At 58.3% G+C, this 20,698-nt stretch carries 18 protein-coding genes and 2 pseudogenes; 9 read left to right on the top strand and 11 right to left on the bottom strand.

Annotation, left to right across the window (positions count from 1 at the left end; all coding sequences use genetic code 11):
- Positions 1-7: 7 nt before the first annotated feature.
- From purU to DM806_RS27595, 7 genes are all read right to left on the bottom strand, one after another.
- The gene (purU, locus tag DM806_RS11140) at positions 8-868 is read right to left on the bottom strand and encodes a formyltetrahydrofolate deformylase (RefSeq protein ID WP_179043289.1); all 861 of its coding nucleotides are present in this window, start codon (positions 866-868) and stop codon (positions 8-10) included.
- Between the two features lie 73 nt (positions 869-941).
- A complete protein-coding gene (locus DM806_RS11145) occupies positions 942-2,216 on the bottom strand; it encodes an aminomethyl transferase family protein (RefSeq protein WP_179043290.1) in 1,275 nt (424 codons plus the stop codon).
- Between the two features lie 74 nt (positions 2,217-2,290).
- Positions 2,291-4,489, bottom strand: coding sequence for a TonB-dependent receptor (locus tag DM806_RS11150; RefSeq protein ID WP_179043291.1), 2,199 nt, complete (start codon positions 4,487-4,489; stop codon positions 2,291-2,293).
- Between the two features lie 143 nt (positions 4,490-4,632).
- Complete coding sequence (locus DM806_RS11155) at positions 4,633-5,343, bottom strand: glutathione S-transferase N-terminal domain-containing protein (protein WP_179043292.1); 711 nt, start codon at positions 5,341-5,343, stop codon at positions 4,633-4,635.
- Between the two features lie 37 nt (positions 5,344-5,380).
- Positions 5,381-6,400, bottom strand: a complete 1,020-nt coding sequence (locus tag DM806_RS11160; protein ID WP_179043293.1) for a cupin domain-containing protein — start codon at positions 6,398-6,400, stop codon at positions 5,381-5,383.
- A 38-nt stretch (positions 6,401-6,438) separates the two neighbouring features.
- Positions 6,439-7,365 (bottom strand): fumarylacetoacetate hydrolase family protein, encoded by a 927-nt coding sequence (locus DM806_RS11165; RefSeq protein ID WP_179043294.1) that lies wholly within the window; start codon positions 7,363-7,365, stop codon positions 6,439-6,441.
- 63 nt (positions 7,366-7,428) lie between these two features.
- Positions 7,429-8,373 (bottom strand): VOC family protein, encoded by a 945-nt coding sequence (locus DM806_RS27595; RefSeq protein WP_179043295.1) that lies wholly within the window; start codon positions 8,371-8,373, stop codon positions 7,429-7,431.
- Between the two features lie 317 nt (positions 8,374-8,690).
- Between DM806_RS27595 and DM806_RS11175 the strand changes: the two genes are divergently transcribed.
- The 4 genes from DM806_RS11175 to DM806_RS11190 all read left to right on the top strand — a co-directional run bounded on the left by DM806_RS11175 (position 8,691) and on the right by DM806_RS11190 (position 11,845).
- The gene (locus DM806_RS11175; RefSeq protein WP_179043296.1) at positions 8,691-9,035 is read left to right on the top strand and encodes a dihydroneopterin aldolase; all 345 of its coding nucleotides are present in this window, start codon (positions 8,691-8,693) and stop codon (positions 9,033-9,035) included.
- A 76-nt stretch (positions 9,036-9,111) separates the two neighbouring features.
- Complete coding sequence (locus DM806_RS11180; protein ID WP_179043297.1) at positions 9,112-10,443, top strand: Rieske 2Fe-2S domain-containing protein; 1,332 nt, start codon at positions 9,112-9,114, stop codon at positions 10,441-10,443.
- On the top strand, positions 10,443-11,306 hold the full coding sequence (nadC, locus tag DM806_RS11185; RefSeq protein WP_179043298.1) for a carboxylating nicotinate-nucleotide diphosphorylase: 864 nt from the start codon (positions 10,443-10,445) through the stop codon (positions 11,304-11,306). The genes DM806_RS11180 and nadC overlap by 1 nt, the downstream gene beginning before the upstream one ends.
- A gap of 23 nt (positions 11,307-11,329) precedes the next feature.
- A complete protein-coding gene (locus DM806_RS11190) occupies positions 11,330-11,845 on the top strand; it encodes a MarR family winged helix-turn-helix transcriptional regulator (protein WP_256869250.1) in 516 nt (171 codons plus the stop codon).
- A gap of 308 nt (positions 11,846-12,153) precedes the next feature.
- On the opposite strand, the gene DM806_RS11195 is transcribed toward DM806_RS11190, so the two are convergent.
- Genes DM806_RS11195 through DM806_RS11205 form a run of 3 tightly spaced genes read right to left on the bottom strand, consistent with a single transcriptional unit; the run spans position 12,154 to position 14,949 of the window.
- Complete coding sequence (locus DM806_RS11195; protein ID WP_179043299.1) at positions 12,154-12,429, bottom strand: YciI family protein; 276 nt, start codon at positions 12,427-12,429, stop codon at positions 12,154-12,156.
- Positions 12,426-13,430, bottom strand: coding sequence for a dihydrodipicolinate synthase family protein (locus tag DM806_RS11200; RefSeq protein WP_179043300.1), 1,005 nt, complete (start codon positions 13,428-13,430; stop codon positions 12,426-12,428). Before DM806_RS11200 ends, DM806_RS11195 begins: the two co-directional genes overlap by 4 nt.
- 43 nt (positions 13,431-13,473) lie before the next feature.
- A complete protein-coding gene (locus DM806_RS11205) occupies positions 13,474-14,949 on the bottom strand; it encodes an aldehyde dehydrogenase family protein (protein WP_179043301.1) in 1,476 nt (491 codons plus the stop codon).
- Positions 14,950-15,014: 65 nt separating this feature from the next.
- Here DM806_RS11205 and DM806_RS11210 point away from each other — a divergent pair, with 65 nt between their 5' ends.
- The 5 genes and pseudogenes from DM806_RS11210 to DM806_RS11230 all read left to right on the top strand — a co-directional run.
- Positions 15,015-15,980, top strand: a complete 966-nt coding sequence (locus tag DM806_RS11210; protein WP_179043302.1) for a LysR family transcriptional regulator — start codon at positions 15,015-15,017, stop codon at positions 15,978-15,980.
- Positions 15,981-16,133: 153 nt separating this feature from the next.
- A complete protein-coding gene (locus DM806_RS11215) occupies positions 16,134-17,186 on the top strand; it encodes an aromatic ring-hydroxylating dioxygenase subunit alpha (RefSeq protein ID WP_179043303.1) in 1,053 nt (350 codons plus the stop codon).
- A 60-nt stretch (positions 17,187-17,246) separates the two neighbouring features.
- Positions 17,247-18,284, top strand: coding sequence for a cupin domain-containing protein (locus DM806_RS11220; protein WP_179043304.1), 1,038 nt, complete (start codon positions 17,247-17,249; stop codon positions 18,282-18,284).
- Between the two features lie 119 nt (positions 18,285-18,403).
- Positions 18,404-19,102, top strand: a complete 699-nt coding sequence (locus tag DM806_RS11225; protein ID WP_179043305.1) for a class II aldolase/adducin family protein — start codon at positions 18,404-18,406, stop codon at positions 19,100-19,102.
- A 198-nt stretch (positions 19,103-19,300) separates the two neighbouring features.
- Positions 19,301-19,429: pseudogene (locus DM806_RS11230) on the top strand (transposase); the annotation flags it as partial.
- 231 nt (positions 19,430-19,660) lie between these two features.
- Here the strand turns inward: DM806_RS11230 and DM806_RS11235 are convergent.
- A pseudogene (locus DM806_RS11235) lies at positions 19,661-20,676 on the bottom strand (IS110 family transposase).
- Positions 20,677-20,698: the final 22 nt, after the last annotated feature.

The raw sequence follows: 20,698 nt of genomic DNA on the forward strand, positions 1-20,698 counted from the left end.
GTCTCGCTCATGAGTGGAAGACCACGGTTTTGTTATTGTTGAGGAACAGTCGTCCCTCGAGGAACCAAGCGACCGCGCGGGCGAGGACGCGGCGCTCGATGTCGCGTCCTTTCTGGACGAGGGCATCGGCGCTATGCTCGTGGCCGATGCGTTCGACATCCTGCTCGATGATGGGGCCTTCGTCGAGGTCGGAGGTGACGAAGTGGGCGGTTGCGCCGATGAGCTTGACCCCGCGGCCGAACGCCTGGTGGTAGGGCTTTGCGCCCTTGAACCCGGGCAGGAAGCTGTGGTGGATGTTGATGCAGCGGCCCGAGAGGAAGGTGGCAAGGTCGTCGGAGAGGATCTGCATGTAGCGGGCCAGGACGATGAGTTCGGCGCCGCTCTGCTCGACGATCGCCTTGATCTGCGCTTCCTGCTGGGACTTGGTGTCCTTGGTGATGGGGAGGTGGTGGAAGGGGGTGTCGCCCAGGTCCATGGCGCAATAGGTTTCGCGCGGGTGGTTGGAGATGATGCCGACCACGTCCATGTCGAGTTCGCCGATGCGCTTGCGGTAGAGGAGGTCGACGAGGCAATGGTCGAACTTGGAGGCGAGCAGGAGGACCTTGGTGCGCTGTTCGCGGGGCCGGATCTTCCATTCCATGCCGAAGGCCTCGGCGATGGCGGCGAACTCGCTGGCGAGGGCTTGGCTGTCCTGTTCCTCGGGCATGCCGAACACGACGCGCATGAAGAAGCGGCCGGTGTCGGCGTCATCGAACTGGTTGGCCTCGACGATGTTGCCGTTGAACTTGAAGAGGTGGCCGCTCACCCGGGCGACGATGCCAGGTCGGTTGGCGCAGGAGAGGGTGAGGATATAGGGCAGGTCAGCCATGTCATGGGTCCGCAATGAGGCTGCCGGCGCCACGGGCGCCGGGAGCATGTTTGTCAGCTTGGAAGGGCTCGGCTCAGTATTTGTGGAGATCGTCGCGCCTGTTGTCCTGGTAGGGGGCAGGGGCGACGGTCGCCCGGATTTCCTTTTGTGGCTGCCCGGGGTTGCCCCAGGTGACCACGACCTCGGTGCCTGGCTCTGCTGATTCCGGCTCGATGCAGACGAGCGAGAGCATCTCGCGGAAGTAGTAGCTATAGCCGCGTGAGGTGGCGGCGCCAACGACCCGGTCGCCGCGCAGCACCTTGTCAACGGTCATGGTGGCGCGCTGCTCGCGGGGCATTTCCATGAACTGGTAGGGCGTGGCTTCCTTGCGGAAGAGCGAGGCATAGACATCGGCGACATCCTGCGCATTCCACACCAGGGTCCGCATCACCCGCCCGGGTGTTTCGGCTTCCTTCTCGAGGGCAGCGCGCCCGATGAAGTCATGATCGAAGCGGATGTTCTTGCCCCAACCCAGCTCGATGGGGCTGCGATAATATTCGCTGACGTCGCTGGCCTCGTAGCTGCCGTTGACGCTGAAGGTGGCGAAGCCGCCGCCGAGCGACCGGAAGAACTCCTCGCGATAGCTGTCCATGTCCTTGCCGAAGACGGCAGGGAGATAATCGAGGACGGCGGTAGGGAAGCAGGCTTCAAGATGGCCGACATTGCTGGCGCGACCGCCCAGGCGCCGCAGGCCGTGCTTTTCGCCGGCCTTGAGCAGGGTGGCATAGACTTCCTCGGCATGGGCGCGAGGACCCTGCAGCTCGAAGCCGGGGCCAAAGGACATGCCCTGCCGCAGCGCGAGCAGCTTGTGGCCGGCGATCTCGATTTCGCCCGAATGCATGAACTTGATGTCGCGCAGGCTGGTGCCCGATACCTCCTCGAGGAGGGCCAGGGTGTTGGGCCCGGCTACCTGGAAGTTATACCAGTCCTCATGTTCGGAGACGACGTCATAGTTGCCCTGGCGACGGACATAGTCGACCCAGAAGCTGCCGCGGCCCATGAGCACGAACTCATCCTCGCCTACGCGGGTGAGGATGCCCTCGGCGATGACCTTGCCGTCGGCATTGCAGTGGGTGGCATGCTTGGACTGGAGGATGTCGAACTTCTTGAACCCGTTGATGACGGTATCGCGCAGCAGGCGCATGGCGTCGGGGCCCTTGAAGCGGCGCTCCCAGATCCAGGACCAGTCGCCGATCGAGCAGGTCCGCTTCCAGGACATGCTTTCATCGATCCAGTCGGTAAACTCGATCTCGCCAAAGCGGCTGGTGATATAGCCGGGCGGCATGAAGCGCATATCGGCGACGTTCATTCTAACTTCCTTTCTTCACGGCGCTCTTGCCGCCTGTGTCTGGGGCGGTGGGGGCAGGCCCACCGCCCGGATTGTCAGAAGCGGTAGCCCACTTCCACGCCGTACATACGCGGATCGCCCAATACGCCGCCGGTCAGGCCGCCGAAGGGCAGGCTGTAGAAGGCCTGCGCCGCGGTATAATATGTCTTGTTGGTCAGGTTGGTGCCGAACACCGCCACCCGCAGGTTGGAGCCCCCGATCTTGTCGAAGGTGATGCGGCCGCCCAGCACGCCATAGCCCGGGATGACTTCGCCCGGCAGGGGCGGGCGGTCCTGGCGAATGACGCTGGAGGTGTGGAAGTAATCGGCCTGTGCACTGACCTCGCCGATATTCTCGGGCACCGGCAGGATGACGCGGCCAGAGAGCCGGTAGTTCCACTTGGGCACATAGGCGAAGGGCGGGATGCCCGTCAGCGTGCCGTCGTTGAACTCCTTGTACTTGGCATCGGTATATCCCACGAAGCCGGTCAGTTCGATCGCCCGGATGGGGCTGACGAACAGTTCTGCCTGGGCGCCATTGATATGGGCCTTGGCGGCGTTGAACAGGGTACGGACCGGGGTGGTGCCAATGACGGTGAAGACGTTGCGCTGGATGTCCTCGTAGATGGAGTGGAAGGCGGACATGGAGGTGCGGTAGCGCATGCCGCCCAGGCGACCCTGGCTCTTGAAGCCGATCTCATAGTCGGTGAGGATCTCGGGCCTCAACTCGGTGAAGGTGGCAGGGGTAGTGGCGCCGCCATTGAAGCCGCCACTGCGGTAGCCGCGCCGGTTGGTGACATAGAGGAGGGTGTCGGCGTCGGGCTTGTAGTTGAGGCTCAGCGTCCAGGTCGGCTTCTTGAAGGTGGCCGACTTGCCGGTGTTGAGTGCGACGGCCGTGGGGCTCGACTGGGCATATTGGTAGACGTTGCGATCGTCGATCGTGTAGCGCGCGCCGGCCGTCATGCTGAGCTTCTGGCTCAGATGATAGTCAACCTGGGCGAAGAGCGACTTGCTCTCATTGGTGGCACGGTCGAGTGGGCTGATCAGGAAGGGGCTTGCGAACACACTGTTGAAGGTGGTGCTCGTCGCCTGCTCCCAGAAGAAATAGGCACCAGCGATATAGTCGAGCTTGTCGTCGAGCGCCTTGCCCGAGACCTGGAACTCGTTGGTCACCTGCTCGGCCTTGACCTTGACCCGCTGGATGAGGGTGTTGATCGGCAGCGAGGCATCTGCGGTGTCGTCGCTCCTGATCCGGCGATAGTTGAAGATGTTCTTGAGGGTGACGTCCCCGGCCTCGAGCGTCGAGGTGTTGGTTACGCCATAGTTGGAGGAACGGCTCGGGGAGTCGGTGAACTGGGCGACGCGTCGACGGTCGGCCTGCTGGGCGGCAAGGGCGGCCAGACGCACGGAGAGCGGGTTAACCGGGGAGTTGATGGCGGGGTTGACGGCAATGACGGTGACGCCGCCGTCGTTGCTGTGCCCCTTGAAGCCATCGACGATGGTGACATTGCGAAACTGGTCGGAGGGCTCGAGGAGCAGCGATACACGGAAGGAGTCCGAGTGATCGGTGCGCAGTTCGTTGCCGGTGGTGGCATTGGTGAGCCAGCCGTCGCGGCGGGTCAGGTTGCCCGCCAGGCGCAGGGCGACCTTGTCGCCGAGCGGGACGTTGAGCGCCCCTTGCAACTCGCGGCGGTCATAGTTGCCATAGGTGCCCTGGACATAGCCTTCGACCTTGCCGAGCTTGGGCGCCTCGGGGGCGATCAGGATCGCACCGCCTGTGTGGTTACGGCCGAAGAGGGTGCCCTGTGGCCCCGACACAACCTGGATGGAACTCAGGTCATAGAAAAGCTTGCCGCTGCCCTGAGGGCGGGCCTGCACGGCCTCGGCGAAATAGAGGCCCACCGCCGGGTCCGAGGTGGGAAGGCCCGAGGTCTCGATCTGACCGCGAATGATGAAGCTCACGGTCGACTGACGCCCTTGCACAGGATAGGTGCGCACTTCAGGTGCGACGCGGCCAAGGTCGGCGACCGAGGAGATGTTGGCGCGCTGCAACTGGTCGCCGCTGACCGCGGTCACAGACACAGGAACATCGACGATCGACTCGTCACGCCGCCGGGCGGTCACGACAATATTGTCCGATCCGTCCTCAGAACCTGCTGACGTGCCTGCAGGAACAGAATCCTGACCGTAAACCGGAACTCCACCAAGAAGCGCCAAGGCGATAAGCCCCACGCCATTTTTTTCGTACCTTTTCATTAACACCCCTACCTTGATGCTGGAAAAATGCCCAGGCGCCTTTCTTCTGCTGTTCCCCGTGTGAGGATCCGCTCTGGCGAAGATGCCCAAGCCACGGGAGTACGAAGGAATCTCGCCTCCCACATTTCGCCCGTGGAATTCTGTCAGGCAGCCGTCTGGCCGTTCCTGCGCCAAAGCCGGTCGAAATCCTCTGGCGTCGGATTGTCACGCACGCTCTGGATTGTCGGCATGAAGGCGGCGACCCTCTTCGAAGCCGGTCGCTCGGCAATTTCAGCCGCCCAGCGGATCACGTTGGGATAATTGTCGAGGTCGAAGCCGATTTTACCGGCGGAAATCCGTTCACCGCACCACGGATAGAAGGCCATATCAGCGACACTATAATCATCACCGCCAATGAAGCGGCTTTCGCCCAGCCGCTTGTCAATCATCTTGTAGATGCGATCCACTTCCGTTGTGTAGCGCGCGACCGCATGCTCGCTGCCTTCTTTAGGCCCATGCATCTTGAAATAACCCAGCTGACCCAGCATGGGGCCGACGGTGCCGACCTGCACGAAAATCCACTGGATCACCTGATACTTGGCAGTGGGATCCAAAGGCATGAACTTTCCGGCCTTTTCGGCCAAGTACATGAGAATGGCGCCGGACTCGAATACGGTTATCGGCTTCCCTCCCGGTCCATCATGATCGACAATGACCGGAATCTTTGCGTTAGGATTGAGCTTTAGGAAATCTGGGTCGAAATTATCGCCCTTCCAGACGTCTACGAAAATGTTCTTGTAAGGAAGTTCGCATTCCTCAAGCATCAAGAATATTTTGCGGACATTCGGGCTGGTGAGCGTGTAGAAATCGATCATCTTGGGCACCTTTCAGGGTGGTTATCTGGGGTGGAAATTAGGATTCCAGCGTTCGACTTTTCAATCCCAACCTTTCGAACACAGGCTGGTTGGAGGAAACGAAAATGCGCAGTTTCCCTCCATCGTCCGCTTCCAGTGAGAGGGGGCGGCCGCCGGGTACGGTGAAGACGTCCTTGGCATCGAGGGCATAAGTGGCGTCGCCGACGAGCGCACAACCCGAACCCTCGACAACATGGCACACGCGGTCGAAGACCTCGATATTTGCGGAAGCACGGGTGGCGGGATCAAGTTCTACGAGATGGAAGTCCAGGAACGGGAGGGCCGCCCCACCGGTGAGCGGGTTGGCGTATCGAACCTGGCGGGTACCATCCTCCCGAAGAGGTGCGCGGCCGACCGCCTCTACTGCATCAGCCCATGGGTAACGGAACACGGGCGAGTAGTCGTCCCGCCTGCCACTCACCATGGGAACGATATTTGCTATCCCAAAGGCGCGATCGTCCGTCTTCTCCCGAACATCGCTGATCGGGCCGGGCTGGAACGCCTCAGTTCCAAGGAAGCGATGTAGGGGGAGGTCGAGTACATCCAACCAGATGACAGGATCCGAACCTTGATGGACGTGCGCGTGCCAGCACCAACCTGGCGTAAGCACGAGATCCCCGGTCTCCATAAGAAGGTCCTTGCCGTCGACTACAGTCTTGGCGCCTCCAGTCGCCTCGATGACGAAGCGGACGGCGTTCATCGAGTGGCGATGGGGGCGCGCTGTCTCGCCTGGTTTCAACATCTGGACACATGCGGTGATCGTTCCGATGGCCCCTTCACCATTAGGATAATGCTCGCGAGGATCCATCATCTCGAGAACTCGGCGTTCCACCACCGCTGGTGATGAGATCTCTGCAACCTCCGTCAGGATGTCCTTGAGTTCGGACCATTTCCAAAGCTTGCCATCATCTAGCGCGTTCTCCTGGCTGTGGGAAAAGCGGCTTTCCCACAGGGGGGATAGCGACCCCGAGACCAGCTTGGCGCGCAGTGCTGGGTTAATGGAGTTATCTTCAGACATCAGTTAGCCTCTCGATTTGCGCCATCGTGCAGCGCTTCTTATGCGACCTTCGGCTCCGCAATGGACGACCGGCACCGAATGGTGGATTTAACGGATGACCATCCCTTGAGGTCGACGATGACCTCGTCGCCATCTCGCAAGAATGTTCCGGTCCGCGCGCCAACCCCTGCAGGCGTGCCAGTCGCAATGATGTCGCCCGGTTCAAGCGTCCAATGCTTGCTCGCGTAGGAAAGCAGCTTCCAAAGGTTGAAGATCATGTCCCGCGTGCGGCCATCCTGCTTGACTTCGCCGTTAACGGTGCAGCGAACACCGACGTCGTGAGGATCTGAAATTTGCCAGGACGGCACGATCGGCCCCATCGGACAAAAGCCGTCCAGTCCCTTCGATAGACACCAGTCAAACGCGAAAGGCGGTGCGATGCTCGCCGCCCGCTTGTGGTACCCTCGTGCCGTGATGTCATTAAAAGGCGCGTAGCCAGCGACATACAGCGGAGCTTCCTCTTCGGAAATGTTTGACGCACTCCTGCCGATGATGATCGCCATCTCTGCTTCCCAGTCCACCCTGGCATCCGCACCCGCCGGAATCTCGACGACATCGCCGCTCGCCACCAGCGTCGTGGTCGGAGGAAGGAAGAAGAAGAAGGGCTCGCAGCCCGGAGGAACATCTGGGGCGCCCATCTCGGCGAGATGATCATGATAATTGGCGCCCGCGCAAATAAGCTTTCGTGGAAAGCGGAGCGGGGCGACAGCAATGGCGCCACTTACGACGGGCGCGGCCGTGATGTCGAGCGACTGCAATTGGGGTGCGAGCTCGGTCCATTGCGCTACCGCCTCGATGAGGCCGCGGAACGGCTTGAGAAGTTCTGGTTGACGGATTTCACCAGAGGCCAATTGGATGCCCGCGTGGTCTTGTGTCGTACCAGGCAGCTGAAATGTGGTAAGGCCCCAAACTTGCGTATCGCTCATGCGCGTTTCTCCAAGCTGCGAAATCGCAGCGGAATAGAATCTGTTGTTGTATGATGACTTAGATTACACGTCGGGCGGTCGCTGGTCCTTTGGTCCCTTGCCGGGCGGGATTGGTGGCCCCCAGATTTCGATGGGTGTTGTTTCAATCGGATGGTGGTTAGACGGTTGGTCAGGATCGAACAAATCGCCGTCAGCGAAATGCTCAATCATCCGCCCCCACGGGTCTAGCCAATAATCGAATATCTGGCTTCCGAGCGTATGCCGTCCAATGCCCCATGCATGTTGCCATTCAGCGCGCTTCAGGTGGTAGTGACCAATGCCGACTGCATCGAAGTCCTGTACTTCGAAGGCAGCATGGCCAAATTCGGGCTGTTCGCCTTGGAACAGCGCGAGGGTATGGTGATCCGAAAGGACACCTGGGTATCCGCAGCGGACGAACGCAATCGCCGTATGCGGCCCGGCAAGAACCGCATCGCTAAGGAGCATCCCAAGTGTGCTTGCGTACCAATCGATCGTCCGTTGGATATTGGTCACTGTCAGCCCAACATGGCCCAGTCTTTTCATCTGCGCCGCGCCGATTGCAGGGCGCTGGGTCGCGTTCTCTCGAGCCTTGTCGTAGGCATAATTCAAGACCAAGGGGGCTCTCATGTCGAGTGGGGGCAATTTTTCGATGCCGTGCACGACTTCCACGAGGTAGCCGTCGGGGTCCTCGAGCGTGACTCTCTCGCCGCCACCAGGCTCTTTGATCGATTCGATCGCACTGGCGCCCTCGATGCGGGCGAGCTCTTCCAAGTCCGAGCGGTCCGCTACCTCAAGTGCAAAACCCAGGAACTTTGGGTCACCCTCCTGAAGAATATAAGCGTGGTGATTCTCTCCCGCGCAGCGAAAATAGCGTGTGCCCGGCGTTTCTGCGCTGCGGATGAAGCCGAAGTCTGCGAGGAACTTCTCTCCAAGCTCCAGATCGGGCGCTTGGAATCGGACGTAGACAATATCCCTAACCTTGATCACGGCAACTCTCCTGGTGCGCCATCTGGAGCAAGAGTGCATGCAGTTTGAAATGATGTCAAGGCATGAATGTCTCCGTATGTCCCCAGTGTGACCAGGGTTTCTTCAAAAAATGTCCCGTAATTCGGCCCTTGTTAGGCATGGCTACCCTTGACTGTATGCAGATTTGCGCGCTAATGAAGGAGGAGGTTGAACAGGGCTTCGCCGGACAGCTGCAGATGCAGGAGTGTTCCGGGGGGGCGGCATGACGGAATTGAGCCGTGTCAGTGATACAGCAGCGAGTCGAAGGCTCCAATTCATATGACCTTGAGGTCTTCAGTATGATTGTCGCGGTCGAGCGGGTTCATATCGAAGCCTACATCGGAGTCCACCGACGCGAGCATCTCAGGCGGCAGCCGCTTGTGATTTCGGTTGAGCTGCAGGTGGCTGCCGCTTCGACCGACGAACTCGGTTCAACATTCGATTATTGCAAGGTCGAGTCAATCGCGCGTGAGCTCGCTGAACAGCCTAGAGCCCTTATCGAGACTTTTGCCCAGGAACTTGCTTGGCGTTGCCTTGCGGAAGGGGCCAAGGGCGCGCGCATTGTGGTCGAGAAGCCAGAAGCGCTGGAAAATGGCATGGCGAAGGTGGTCGTAGAAGTCCGACAACCTGATTTGAATTCCTAAGGCGAAGAGCAAGACCTCAACCAGCATCAAAATATACTTCGATATCGAAGTATATGAACATCTATGGAGAGACAGTGTGACCCCAGAGCAAAATGACATCCTGTGCCGGGTGGAAGGCGATGCCCCAATGGGCCGTCTCATGCGCCAGCATTGGTTTCCCGCGTGCATGATCGAGGAAGTGGCAGAGCCCGATTGTACGCCCTTGCGCGTCCGCTTGCTCGGTGAAAACATGGTTGTTTTCCGGGACAGCAGCGGCAGGATCGGCGTACTCGATGAACAGTGCCCGCATCGGCGGGCTTCGCTTGCCTTTGGTCGTAACGAAGAATGCGGCCTGCGCTGCCTCTATCACGGCTGGAAATTCGACGTGGACGGCAATGCCGTCGACATGTCGTCTGAGCCCGTCGACGCGCGGTTGCGCGCGACGATGAAGACGAAGGCTTATCCGTCGGTAGAAGCTGGTGGGTTTGTCTGGGTTTGGATGGGTGATCCCGCGAACGCCACTTCCTTCGATCCGCCAAACTGGTGTGCGGCACCCGACAGCAAGATTGCAATCGTGAAGATGCACGGCGCGTGTAACTGGGCGCAGGTTCTCGAAGGTTCTATCGATTCCGCCCATAGCTCAAGCTTGCACTCGAGCAATATGCCGACGGCCGAAGCCGTGAGTGGGTCGACCGCCACCGACACCGCTTGGCTACGCCCCACGGCTGACAAGGCTCCCCGTCTTGAAGTGCAGCAGACGACATTCGGCTTCCGATATGTTGCGCTGCGTAAGCCCATCGTTGACGCCGATAAGCAGGATTATGCTCGGCAGACCATTTTTGTCGCACCATACACCGTCCATATTCCGCCCAATGACCAGTATAATCTGAGTCAGATGCTAGTTCCGATCGATGACGTGAACACGATGTTCTATTGGGTCGCATGGCATCCCACCAAGGGTATCTCGACCGAAGACTGGAGGCGCTTTTGTGGCGCCGAGATCGGCAAGGATGTCCATCCCGTCACGTTCGAAAAGGTCCGCAACTTGCAGAATAACTACCTTCAGGACCGTGATCTTATGAAATCGGGCGACTTCACCGGCATTTACGGTATCCCCGCGCAAGACATGGCGATGTGGGAATCGATGGGAGCAATCGCGGACCGCAGCGACGACAAACTCGGATCGAGCGACAAGGCCATTTTTACGTTCCGCACCCAAATGTACCGAGCTGCCCAAGCCGTCCAGCGCGGTGAGCCAGCAATCGGGACAGTCGAGCCGCGCGTGCCCCATGCGAAACTCGAGTCGTTCGAGGGCATGATTCCCAAGGGCGTCGATTGGCGGACGATCAACGTTTCCGATGAAGAGGTGGTGATATCGGCTGAGCGCGTTGCTCAGAAGGCCGACGGCGCCGAAGGAGCAGCCGATTGATGGAAAAGTCGATAGCAGGTATGTCGCCGTCTGAGGCTGCCCTCTTCATAGAACTTGTGCTCAAGGAGGATATTGGTGACAGCGGCGATGTCACGAGCGTGGCGACGGTTTCAGCCGGGGCTACCCTCGCTGGCGTTATTGCGGCCCGTCAGGAATTGACCCTCGCTGGGGTCGAATTGGCAGAGTTGTTCTTCCTCCGGCTCGATCCGAGCGCCGAATTGGAGAGGTTGGCGGAAGACGGGATGACATTGTCGCCTGGGCAGGTGATATTGAAGGTGGCTGGTTCTGCTCAAGCGCTTCTGGCGGCGGAGCGTTCGGCCCTGAACACGTTGGCTCATCTAAGCGGTATTGCCACGTCTGCGTCGATCTATTCGAGGGCGATCGACGGAACCGGCTGCATCCTTCTAGATACACGTAAGACCGTACCGGGATTGAGAACCCTGGGCAAATACGCGGCCAGGGTTGGTGGGGCACGGAACCACAGGATGCGGCTGGATGACGGCGTCTTGATTAAGGACAATCACATTGCCGTTGCTGGGAGCGTGCATGCCGCAGTTTCTGCCGCAAAGTCCGCGCGATTGCAGATGCCAATCCAGGTCGAGGTCGATCGTGTCGATCAAATCGAAGAAGCGCTTGCGGCAGGCGCGGATGCCATTCTCTGCGATAACATGGAGGTTGGAGAACTCCGCCGCGCGGTGGCCCTCATAAGCGGAAGGGTACCGATCGAGGCCTCTGGAGGTGTGCTGCTCGAAAGCATTAGGGAGATTGCTCTAACTGGCGTGACCTATGTCTCGGTTGGCAGGATCACGCAAAGCGCACCGTCCGTGGATGTCGGTCTCGACTATCTCCCAGCCTCCACTTGATCCAGTTCAAGGAGGGAATCGGCTTGCCTGTACGCCTGGACAGTGCGAATCCCTCCACCATGGATGAGGATGAAGTAATCGGTAAAATCGCGAGGATGCCGGAGAAAAGCTTCGGATATCTTGTGCGTCGATGCCATCGCCGGTTCGACCGGCTACTTAATGCGCGCCTTGCTACCCACGATATCAAGACCGGCTTCTGGTACTATCTTCGTGTTCTGTGGATTCGTGACCAGGTCACGCAGAAGTATCTTAGTGACATGACTAACGTCGCAGAAAACACGACGGTCACCATGATTGAGGGAATGGTCAATTCAGGTCTGGTTCAGCGGGAGGTTGACGCGACTGATAAGCGGAAGCGCTTGGTGGGGCTGACGCCGTATGGGCGCAGTCTGGAAAACAAGCTGATGGGTCATGCTGTTGAAATCAATCGCATCGCTACGCGCGGGATCAAGGAAGAAGATCTCGAGGTCAGCCGCAGAGTGCTGGCTCGCATGTCTGAAAATCTCCAGCAGGAACTTCGCCGTGAAGGTGTTGGTTAAAGTTTAGGTCAAAAGCCTGAGGCATTAACGGAAAAGTGATCGGTCGCGGCTTTCTTCGATTGCAGAGCCCGAGTTCAATCTTCACATCGGCGATGCGAAGGCGTGTGGAGCATATGGGAAAATCTCGGGAAAATCTTCTTTGCTTTTATTGAGCGCGAGGTCGGGCGTGTTTTGTGAGCGGATACGGTCTATTATCGATTTGAACTAGATCCCTGTCTTCAAAGCCATTTCGTCATCCACTGGAGGCGTATGGAGAAGTGGCAAGTCTAGTTGGGACATAGGGCTTTGCCTCAACTGCGTTTCCAGTCCTATATAGACATTGGTAGCGCCTCTCGCACCTCGAATGTACGAGCGCCTGCGAGAACGACTGGATCTTCCATAAACCAGGACGCAACCTCTTGGGAGGATTCTCCCCGGCAAATGATCGTGCCCTGGATCGCGCCGCGTTCATAATGGGGGAATTTCCAGCCTGTCTCAATACGTCCTTGTTCGCGCAGCCGCTGTAGAAAGGCGATATGTTCGGGCCGTTTCATATTGCTAAGCTCGATATCCAGCATCGTATATATCACGCCGAACAGCTTCATTGTGCCATCTCCAGCCAAGGTCCTTGATCAACCCCAACAGCCTCGAGTGCTCGGCAGACTTCACGCCACCGAGCCGCACATTCCCGGGCGGCATCTGCCAATTCGGCTGGAAAATGATTGTAGGGTGAGCGCGTTGGGCCGCAATGCGAATAGCCGGCTGCGTTGATTCGCGTCTTCTCCATCTGGATGTTGTAGCTTGCGAACAATTCGCTGTTGGCCACAAGCGGTTCGATCGGGGCGTTAGCCCAGGCAATCGCGGCGCTCAGGCTTTTTTGCGCATCAGTGTCGCCATTCGCGAGCGCTTTTACCAGAGCAATGGATGGGGCGGGATTCATGCCGGCGGCAGTGGCCCAAGCAGCGGTCGTCGTTTCCGGTGAAAGTGCATGAAACTTGGCGATCACCATGTCGCTCGGCATGAAATGGATGCGGCCTTGCGATGCCTCGATCTGTTCCAGGAGTCCGTTGGCTCGCGATACCTTTGCGGAGGTGACCGTCGGTGCGGCCTTTGCCAACGCCGCCCAGAACTCGACCGGAAAGGCGAAGCGGAAGGCGCGTGCATTGGCATAGGCCATGATAGACAGCTTCGGAAAAAGCTCTGACACCTGTGCGAAATAATCGATCGCCATGTCGGTCGTCAAAGGTTGCCACATTGGCAAACCTAGAAGGGACCCGTCGGCGCCGAGGTCGGACACATGCCGCAAGCGTCTGGCGGTTTCATGACCGCCAAGGGCGGTAGTGCCGACAAAGGTCGGTACGCGTCTCTGCACGCTGTCGATCACGCAAGCGGTAAAGCTGCGGAAATCTGTGTCGGACAGGGTGGCGCATTCGCCTGTCGTGCCTAGCACAATTAAGCCGGAACAGCCGTCCCTGATCAGCCTGTTGATAACCTTTTCGGTTTCGTCCAGATCCACCGTGTCAACGGCGCCCATACGATCGCTGCCGGCTTTTGCCGGCGTGGCTATGATGGCGTACAGACCCTCAAAATCTTGTGCTTGCATCATCTCGTGTCTCCTCAAACCTGAAAATGTGAACAGTGAACGGGAATCACGACCAAAGTTTCAGATTGACGTTCTTCGTGTAAGTGAATTCCAGCATTTCGGAGAAACACTCTTCGCGGCCGATGCCCGAATGTTTCACGCCTCCAAAAGGCGCTCCAAGGAAATGCTGCGATGAATTGTTGATCCACACAAATCCGGTGTGTATCTTCTTGGCTGCGCGATGAGCTGTGTTCACGTCTTCGGTCCAGATCGAACCGGTGAGTCCAAAGTCGACGCCGTTCACGATTTTGAACAGTTCATCTTCGTTTGTCCACCGAAATACTGAGAGAATGGGTCCAAACACTTCTTCGCGTGCCAGGCGCATATTCGGCGTGACGTCTGCGAATATGGTCGGTTCGAAGAAAAAACCGTCTTTGAGCGCTGGATCGTCTGGTCGCTTACCGCCGTGGATCAGTCGCGCGCCTTGTTCATGCGCGCTTGCGACAAACCCTTCCACCTTTTCAAGCTGGGCGCGACTGACGAGTGATCCCATGGTTGTTGTAGGATCAGTCGGTATTCCGGGCTTGTGGCGGCGCGGCAGTTCCTCGGCAATCCGGCGCAATACCTCGTCGTGCAGGCTTTCATGCAGGAAGACTCTGCTTGTCGAGCCACAGCTTTGACCGGACCAATTGAAGTTCATGCCGCGGATGATGCCGTCGATCAAGTTATCACAATTGGCGTCGGGATAGGCAATCAGCGCGTTCTTGCCGCCTAGTTCGAGTAAAATCGGCTTCAAGTCCTCCGCGGCCGCGCGCATCACGGCCTTCCCGGTCGGTACACCACCGATGAGCGTGACCTTGCGCACCAGAGGGTGCCGGCATAGCGCTTGACCGCATTCGGCGGAGCCGGTTAGGAAGTTCACCACGCCCGCCGGAAAGATGTCGCCTATAATCTCGGCTAGGCGCAGTAGGGACAGTGGGGCTTGATCCGGCGCCTTGATAATCACGGTATTGCCCACAGCGAGTGGAGCGGCAAGTCTGGATGCGGCGAACATGAACGGATGGTTGTAGGCTACGATTCGTGCGATGACGCCGAGCGGTTCCTGGATGGTATAGTTCAGATTGTCATCGCCCATAGGGATCGTGTCGCCTTTGACCTCTGACGCAAGGGTGGCGAAGTAATGGAGGCTTTCGATCGCGAAGTCGACGTCATGCGACAAGGCTGAGACTGAATTTCCGTTGTTGATCGAGTCAAGCTGGACCAGTTCCTTTGCATGGCGCCGAAGTGCTTCGGCTGCCTTGCGCAAATATTCGCCACGGGTTCGTGGCGGGGTGGACGCCCAGGCCGGAAATGCTGCCTGCGCTGCCTGGACTGCCGCGTCAACATCCTCTGCGCCAGCTAGCGAGACTTGCATAATGGTTTCATCATAGGCCGGATTGATCGTAGGCGAATATTTGCCGGACTTTGGCGCATGCCATTTCCCGCCATAAAAGACGTCCGAATGCTCGGGAAGTATGCCGACAGGGATCGCTGTGGTGCGCATAATGGGGCTCCTCATGCCTATTGCTTGTTGCCGACCTAGCGTGGACCGTGGCATCAGCCAATCAGATGGCACTTATCGTCTGGATAAATAATTCTTATACAGCTACTGTCCTCATGGCGAAAGGTGGCGGTATGTTGCAGAATGTCGATCTTCAGACCCTCCGCGTGCTCCAGGAGATCTTTAAGACCGGGAGCCTGTCGCGAACGGCTGACAGGTTCGGCCTAACCCAGCCGGCCGTCAGCATGATACTGGGCAAGTTGCGTGGTCATTTCGATGACAAGCTTTTCGTCCGCGTTGGAAATGAGATGAGGCCTACTGCTCAGGCGGAAGGCTTGCGCGACGCGGTGTCCGCGGCGATCTCTGCGATCGAATCTACCTTGAACTATCGCAGCATATTCAGTCCTGAAAAGTCGGAACGTCTGTTCCATGTTGCCGTGACTGATATTGGCCAGATCGTAATGGTCCCAAGGTTCCTCAAAGAATTCCGAGCGCAGGCGCCACTCGCCGGGATCGAGTTTTCAAACATCACCGATCGTACATTCCAACTCCTGCAAACGGGCGGCCTTGATCTGATGGTGGGCATGGCGCCTGGCATTCCTGAAGGTCTCATCCAGCGTGCCCTGTTCAACGAAAGTTTTGTAGTCCTAGCGCGCCGAGGTCATCCGCGCATCGATGACTGTATCAGCCTTGAACAATTCCAAGAGGAAGGCCAAGTCCGAGTGATTTCCTCGAGCTCCACGCATCTGATCATTGACAGGGCATTTGAGAAACAAGGGGTCGTTCGTAACATCCAGGTCAGCGTGCCTAACTTCATGATTGTGGCAAAGCTCGTTGCGGAAACCGACTATATTAGCGTCCTGCCTGAGCGGGCGGGTGTCATCCTCGCAAAAGACGCTGGACTGCAGATCATGCGACCGCCGTTCAAGATCGATGATTACCAGGTCAGGCAATATTGGCACGAGCGCCAGAGTGGCGACAGTGGTAATCGATGGTTGCGTGATCTATTCCAAGGCCTATTCAAAGCTGCATAATCAAAATTCCTTATCCTCTACATAAGCCTCATTTGATTGGCTTATGCTGGCGGAGGTCGTAAAACTTTAGCTGTCCGGGCTATCCGGCCTTTTCGGCGACCAACGCAGTCGCTGTAGTATGCCGGCGTTAAATGGCCCTCAGGAGAGAATAAGATGTTTTTGAAGGACTGTTGGTATGTAGCGGCCTGGTCGAAGGATGTATCCGACGGCTTGCTTCCCGTAAAGATCATTGGGCAGCCGGTAGTCCTGTATCGCCTAGCGAGCGGCGAGGCGATTGCGTTGGAAGATCGCTGCGTGCACCGCCTTGCGCCGCTTTCATGCGGCAAGCGCGAAGGTGATGATTTGCGGTGCATGTATCATGGTTTGCGCTTCGCACCTGATGGCCGCTGCGTTGAGATCCCCGGCCAAGATATCATTCCGCCAATTGCCAGAGTGTACCGATACCCGGTGACGGAAAAGGGCGGGTGGGTTTGGATCTGGCCCGGTGATCCGCAGCTTGCAGACGCCGGCTTAGTCCCGGACGTGATCGGGCCGGGTAATCCTGACTGGAAAATCATCACGTCTCAAATTGACTATGATGCGCATGCGGATTTAGTGATCGATAACCTGCTTGATTTCTCTCATCTTACCTATGTGCATGCAAATTCGTTCGCCGCAGACAAGCAGTGGGCAGAAAAGCGGCCTAAGGTAGAAAGGATCGAGAGGGGCCTGCGCGTTTCACGATGGCTGTCGACCGCGCCAGCCATGCGGCCCGCACTTACACTATACGGCCAGCCGGTCGACACATACCAGACCTACGATTTCATTGCGCCAGGAATACTGACGATGCAGATCGCCTTTTGCGAGCCTGGCAGCCAGAAGCGGTCCGACGACGGTCCGCCCGTGGACGGTATATTGCGGGTGAATGGTAATTCGCAGGCAGTGACGCCGATCGACGATCATAAAACGCGCTACTTCTTCGGTCTTGGTAGCCGGTCAGCCGACACAAGTGACGAACAGGTCAATATGATCGGCAAGGTTGGCCTCGCCGCGTTCACCGAAGACCGGCAGATGATCGAAGGTCAGCAGCAAATCATGAACATTTCTCCGGGCGTGCGACCGATGCCGACAAATGCTGATATTGCGATAACGCATTTCCATTCGATCATCCGTGAACTGGCGAAGCAGGAAGCTGCTCGGATGGACGGTAGCGGCACGACGGCATGAACTCGCGTGGCACCGGGCCACATCGTTGCCCGGTGAGCCTACAATGGATTGGAGAGCATGATGAGCCTGACGAAGGACGTACAAGTCGATTGCCTGCCGCCAGAGCTGCGCAAGCGGGTCGACGAATTATCCCTACTTCCCCTTTGGGAAAGTAAGCTTTCTCATGCAAGCGATAGTGGGCCGCCTGATGACGGCAATTTATGGCGCTGGGAAGACCTCAATCAGGTCCTTGGCGCTGTGGCCGAACTATATTCGCCAGCGGTCGTGGAACGGCGCGTACTCGAATTAATGGACCCGCGTGCGCGTTACGCGCGTGGTGAAGCCGCGATCGGTACCATTACGGCGACGGTACAGATGCTTAAACCGGGCGAGCGTGCACGCCCGCACCGTCATTCGATGAACGCGGTCCGGTTCGTGCTCCAATCGACCGGCGGAGCTAAGACGATCGTCGACGGCAAGGACCTGCCCATGGAGACAGGCGATCTGGTGTTGACGCCCGCCTGGTGTTGGCACGCCCACGAGCACGAAGGGAAGGAGCCAATAACCTGGATTGACGTGCTTGACCTTCCGCTCCATCGTTTCCTGGGAACAGAAGCGTTCCAGCCCGGTCCGGTCGTAGATGCCTATCACCAAATTCCCGATTTGGCCTTCGCTACCCCTAATTTGCTTCCGTGTCTGGAGGACGAGGCGCGCGATTATTCGCCCGTGTTCCGCTATCCATGGCAAGACGCGGTGCGTGCGCTTGAGGCGACGCCGGCGGGCGTGGACGGCGCTCGGCGCGTTCGCTACGTTAATCCCATGACCGGGGGGGCGGGGCTTGCCTTTCTCGATCTCGGGGTGGTGCAGGTAGACGCAGCCCTTTCGACGCAAGCGGCGGCTTCCGTCGCCGACATGGTGCTCCACGTTGTCGAAGGTTGCGGCATTGCCTATGTCGGCGAGACAGAATATCCATTGACCACCAAGGATATTTTAACTGTCCCGGGTGGTCGTCCGCTGCGTTTGCATGCGGCTGGGGACGGACCGCTCCGGATATTCACCGCGAGCAATGCACCAGTCTTCGCGAAGCTTGGCCTGGTGAGCCGCGACGCCGCGCAATGAACGGCGGTCAATGTGCTTCCGTGCCGAACGAAGACAGGACTTTTTACTTGATATCACATTTCCTGAGCCAACGATGACCAGCCGCTGACAGGGCATGCCCTGCAATTCCAGGAGTTTTCATGAATTATTCGTCCGAAGAAATTATCGAGGACTTGGTCCACGCCAATCAAATCCTCGCAGCTAAGGGTATTTTCGACTCCTTTGGCCATGTGAGCGCGAGGATCGGTCCGGATCGCTTCCTGCTGTCGCGCAATCTGGCTCCGGGCCAAGTCACGCGAGACGACCTTGTCGAATATGACCTCGATTCCGAGGCGGTCGCGGGCGAGGCGCCGCGTCCCTATCTCGAACGGTTCATCCACGGCGAAATATATCGCAGCCGTCCGGATGTCTGGGCCATAGTTCATCATCATGCTCCCGCGATGATCCCCTTTGGCGCGGTCAAGACCGCGCCGCTCAAACCGGTTTGCCATATGTCGGGCTTCATCGGCGAATGCGCGCCGGTATTTGAGATTCGTAATGCCGGCGGCGACGACACGGACTTGTTAATCACCAGCAGGGATCTCGGGCAGGCGCTTGCAAAAGATCTGGGTGAAGCAAATCTGGTGTTGATGCGCGGCCATGGAACGACGGTTGTTGGTCCAGACGTGCGGACGGTCGTTTATCGAGCCATCTACGGCGAGGTGAACGCCAGACTCCAGCTGGCCTGCTCGACGTTGGGTGAACCAACCTATCTGACGGCCGCCGAGGCAAGGGCCGCGCAAGTGTCATGCGAAGGGCAGGTGCACCGGCCTTGGCAGAATTGGTGCGCGGAAACATGAGATCGTTCACCTTGTGCTTTGCCGGGGCACTTGGTGCTCCGTGCCGTCCGATGTGCCGGCAACATTCCCTGCCAGAATAAGTGCGAGACATCCGGACAGCGTCTGAGTTACCGAGGCCACGCGAGGGCCTTGTGGTGATCTGCCCCCCGCTGAGTGGCCCAGAGACTATGCTAGTCTGGACCACGAAAGGGACATTGAATGCCGAGCAAGAAGCACAAGCCGGAAGAGATTATCGGCAAGCTGCGTGAAGTTGAGATTGTGCTGGCGCAGGGGGTCTCGACTGCCGAGGCGTGCCGCCGGATCGGGGTCAGCGAACAAACCTATTACCTCTATGGACGGCTCTCCCTTTGCAAGCGGCATTGAAACGTTCTGCGTGGATCAGTTGCAAACATCTATCCGGCGTCAGCTGGTTGGCCAGAGCGCCCAAATGGGAAATCCGCACACGCGCACCTCTACAGCTGGTAGGCCTCAAGAGCCTCGATAATAGTCAGGTTCGTCGCGCGTCGGCTCGATCAGTGCAGTCCATTTCTCCGTCTACTCGCAAACTGGTTGGTGTCTTCAGGCGGCGGCGCGGTAGTGATCGCCCGTTCGAAGCACGGCCCAGATTATCCGTGCGTTCTTGTTGGCGATGGCAACCGTTGCGCGGTTGAAGCCGCGCCGTTCCCGAAGCTGGTTGGCCCATTGACTCATAGGATCATTTTTGTTGGGTGCCGTTCTCACGACGGCACGTGCGCCGTGAACCAATAGGCTGCGCAGATGCTGGCTTCCTCGTTTGGAGATGCCCATAAGCACGGCCTTGTCACCGCTCGAAAACTGGCGCGGTACCAATCCAAGCCAGGCCGCCATGTGGCGCCCATTCCTGAAGTCCGAACCATCGCCGACCGCTGCAACAATGGCTGTCGCTGTTTTGGGCCCAACGCCTTTGATCCTGGCGACGCGCTGACAGGGCTCGCTCGCTTTGAAGACGGCTTCGATTTTCTTGTCGAAATGCGCGATGCGACAATCGAGATCACAGAAAAATCCCAGAGTTCGGCAATGGTTTCGTGAGCCATAGCCGACAGACCAGATTCGGCACGCGCGAGAATTTCCGGGATCATGCGTCTCGCTCTGGTGATCGATTTGGCAAAGGCGATACCGCGATCAGGCAATAGTCCGCGCATCTGACTGACCAGGGCGGTTCGATGATTGACAAGCCGCTGGCGGGCGCGGTGCAACGCCTGCACATCCTGCTGCTCTACGCTCTTCTTGGGCACCAGCGGAATGTGGGGTTGGCGCACGGCCGTGCAGATCGCCTCGGCATCGTTGCCGTCGTTCTTCTGCCTGCGCACGAACGGTTTCACATATTGCGGGCTGACGATCTTCACCTTGTGGCCAAGGGCTTCAAACTGGCGCGCCCAGCAGAAGGCGCCCGTGCAGGCCTCGATCGCGATCGTACACGGTTCGATGCCGGCAAGCACAGCCAGCAACTGATCGCGCATGACCCTGCGTTTGAAAATCGCATTGCCTTTGCGATCCGCGCCATGGAGTTGAAATACGTTCTTCGCCAGGTCGATACCGAGGACATCTATGGTCATCGCTTCTCTCCTTCCAAGTTCG

Source organism: Sphingobium lactosutens (assembly GCF_013393185.1).
In the GTDB taxonomy this organism is placed as follows: Bacteria; Pseudomonadota; Alphaproteobacteria; order Sphingomonadales; family Sphingomonadaceae; genus Sphingobium; species Sphingobium lactosutens_A.

What these genes read in the sequence shown, in the direction of transcription:
- purU (WP_179043289.1), bottom strand. Translation starts at nt 868, where the DNA reads ATGGCTGACCTGCCCTATATCCTCACCCTCTCCTGCGCCAACCGACCT.
- DM806_RS11145 (WP_179043290.1), bottom strand. Translation starts at nt 2,216, where the DNA reads ATGAACGTCGCCGATATGCGCTTCATGCCGCCCGGCTATATCACCAGC.
- DM806_RS11150 (WP_179043291.1), bottom strand. Translation starts at nt 4,489, where the DNA reads ATGAAAAGGTACGAAAAAAATGGCGTGGGGCTTATCGCCTTGGCGCTT.
- DM806_RS11155 (WP_179043292.1), bottom strand. Translation starts at nt 5,343, where the DNA reads ATGATCGATTTCTACACGCTCACCAGCCCGAATGTCCGCAAAATATTC.
- DM806_RS11160 (WP_179043293.1), bottom strand. Translation starts at nt 6,400, where the DNA reads ATGTCTGAAGATAACTCCATTAACCCAGCACTGCGCGCCAAGCTGGTC.
- DM806_RS11165 (WP_179043294.1), bottom strand. Translation starts at nt 7,365, where the DNA reads ATGAGCGATACGCAAGTTTGGGGCCTTACCACATTTCAGCTGCCTGGT.
- DM806_RS11175 (WP_179043296.1), top strand. Translation starts at nt 8,691, where the DNA reads ATGATTGTCGCGGTCGAGCGGGTTCATATCGAAGCCTACATCGGAGTC.
- nadC (WP_179043298.1), top strand. Translation starts at nt 10,443, where the DNA reads ATGGAAAAGTCGATAGCAGGTATGTCGCCGTCTGAGGCTGCCCTCTTC.
- DM806_RS11195 (WP_179043299.1), bottom strand. Translation starts at nt 12,429, where the DNA reads ATGAAGCTGTTCGGCGTGATATATACGATGCTGGATATCGAGCTTAGC.
- DM806_RS11200 (WP_179043300.1), bottom strand. Translation starts at nt 13,430, where the DNA reads ATGATGCAAGCACAAGATTTTGAGGGTCTGTACGCCATCATAGCCACG.
- DM806_RS11205 (WP_179043301.1), bottom strand. Translation starts at nt 14,949, where the DNA reads ATGCGCACCACAGCGATCCCTGTCGGCATACTTCCCGAGCATTCGGAC.
- DM806_RS11210 (WP_179043302.1), top strand. Translation starts at nt 15,015, where the DNA reads ATGGCACTTATCGTCTGGATAAATAATTCTTATACAGCTACTGTCCTC.
- DM806_RS11215 (WP_179043303.1), top strand. Translation starts at nt 16,134, where the DNA reads ATGTTTTTGAAGGACTGTTGGTATGTAGCGGCCTGGTCGAAGGATGTA.
- DM806_RS11220 (WP_179043304.1), top strand. Translation starts at nt 17,247, where the DNA reads ATGAGCCTGACGAAGGACGTACAAGTCGATTGCCTGCCGCCAGAGCTG.
- DM806_RS11225 (WP_179043305.1), top strand. Translation starts at nt 18,404, where the DNA reads ATGAATTATTCGTCCGAAGAAATTATCGAGGACTTGGTCCACGCCAAT.